2 protein-coding genes are annotated in these 1753 nt (G+C 35.7%); both read right to left on the bottom strand.

Features of this window, described 5'->3' with window-relative positions; all coding sequences use genetic code 11:
* Positions 1–283 precede the first annotated feature (283 nt).
* Positions 284–607: a hypothetical protein gene (locus JO950_RS21760; RefSeq protein ID WP_202704519.1), complete on the bottom strand. Its 324-nt coding sequence runs from the start codon at positions 605–607 to the stop codon at positions 284–286.
* Positions 608–619: 12 nt separating this feature from the next.
* Positions 620–1753, bottom strand: a 1134-nt coding sequence (locus tag JO950_RS21755; RefSeq protein ID WP_202704518.1) for an RHS repeat-associated core domain-containing protein, incomplete at its 5' end; no start/stop codon positions are given.

Here is a 1753-nt window from a genome sequence, read left to right as displayed (position 1 = left end):
CAAGAATTAAAATTTTATATTCTCTTTCAGTTCGTTACATCGTTATTTTGCAAAAACACCTAATCTGTAACATTACCAAAACACCTAATCTGTAACATTACCCTCAATCGCCGCAATCGCTATGCTTGTTTTTTCTGCATAAATGCCAGGAACATTTTAGGTTTTAATTGAAGTTTATCGTTGGCATTTATGCAGAAAAAACAAGCATGTTTACACAAGTTTTAAAACGCAAAAAACCTCGCTGGTAGCGAGGCTTTCTTTTTATATGCTTTGTCGATTTTTCTTAGGCATCTTTTTTTCTATAATTTATTATAAATTCAGCAATTTCAAGATCACTTGCACTTGCATTAGTCCCAACAAATTCTTCGATCATATCTTGTGCCATATTCAATGGAAAAAGATTCTCATAAGTTACCCCTTCAACTTCTAAAATAAGTTTATTAGGTATTTTTTCAGCATCAAAAAAAAGAATATCTGAATCAAGGTCAACTTTTTCAATCATATACATATCGATAAGATCATATTCGATATCTGACAATTGTGTACTTGTAAACTTCTCAGATTCCTTTACACTTTTTAAATGTTTTACCAGTTCAATTAATTTCATATCTATATTTATTTATAATTTGTTCCATATTGACATTCCACCCACTCCGCCTGGGTGCAAGGTATTCCAAAAGACTGATCCCGGTGTATGTTGTACTTTTGGCACTAATTGCATAACTCCTGGCTCTATAGCATGATGCCACACCCAATTCGTTGGGGACTTACCTAAAACACTTCCAGCTGATGATTTCGGAACAGTAATCCCTAACTCATACATGGAGGATGCTAACGAAGCATCCGTCTCAATAGCTGTATTCAGAGCGGTGTTAGCCGCTTTAAAGTGTCCATAATAACTTCCACCCGGAAATAAGTCACTTGATAATGATGTTTCGAATGCAACTGAATATACAGAACCCGATGCTTCTGCCGTTCTTGCTGTTGTCCCAAATGTTGCACTCCAAACTGCCCCTATACCTTTAAAAGCCCAACCCCATGAGAAAAAAGGAGAGGTAAGTTCCATCGATTGTGAATTTCCAGTAGCCATCTTCCAACCCTTAAAACCATAACCTCTTAATTTCCCCCCATTACTTCCAAATTCTCCTTGTGAAATACTTTTTAACTTAACGGAAGTTGAAGATATGATCTTTCCATCTTTACCATATAAATAATCGGTTGTATCCCCACCTTTATTATTTACTTGATTCCCTTTTTCATCATACCCATTATCATCACTATAACCTGCAATAGCTTGCTCATACGATACGGTTTTACCACCATCAGTATAGACTCCTTTATTACCCTTTTTGTGTTCGTCCCAATTATACGTTGCTTGCCTTCCATCAGGATCAATAAAAAATACCGGATTATTAAGCCCATAAGTATAAGGACTAAATCTTCGACTAGTTTCGGCCAATGGGTCAATATTCATCCATCTACCAAGCGCAGGGTCATAATTTCTAGCTCCATAGTCATACATATTAAGTTTAAGGCCTCCGATATCATCGTCCTGAAGTTCTTTTCCGTTGTACTTATACTTATTACTCGTAGCTACATAATCATTATACCCCTTATGTTTCAACCCAAAAGGATAATAATTATTCTCGTCAATAATGGTAAGAACTTGGGTTGCAGGATTTTTAGCATAACTCAATCGTATGTTACCCAAATGATCTTTGTACTGGTACACATATTTTTTACCTATGTAATC

The organism is Flavobacterium sp. UGB4466 (assembly GCF_903469665.1).
In the GTDB taxonomy this organism is placed as follows: Bacteria; Bacteroidota; Bacteroidia; order Flavobacteriales; family Flavobacteriaceae; genus Flavobacterium; species Flavobacterium lipolyticum.
This window is presented reverse-complemented; position numbering and strand designations above follow the sequence as displayed.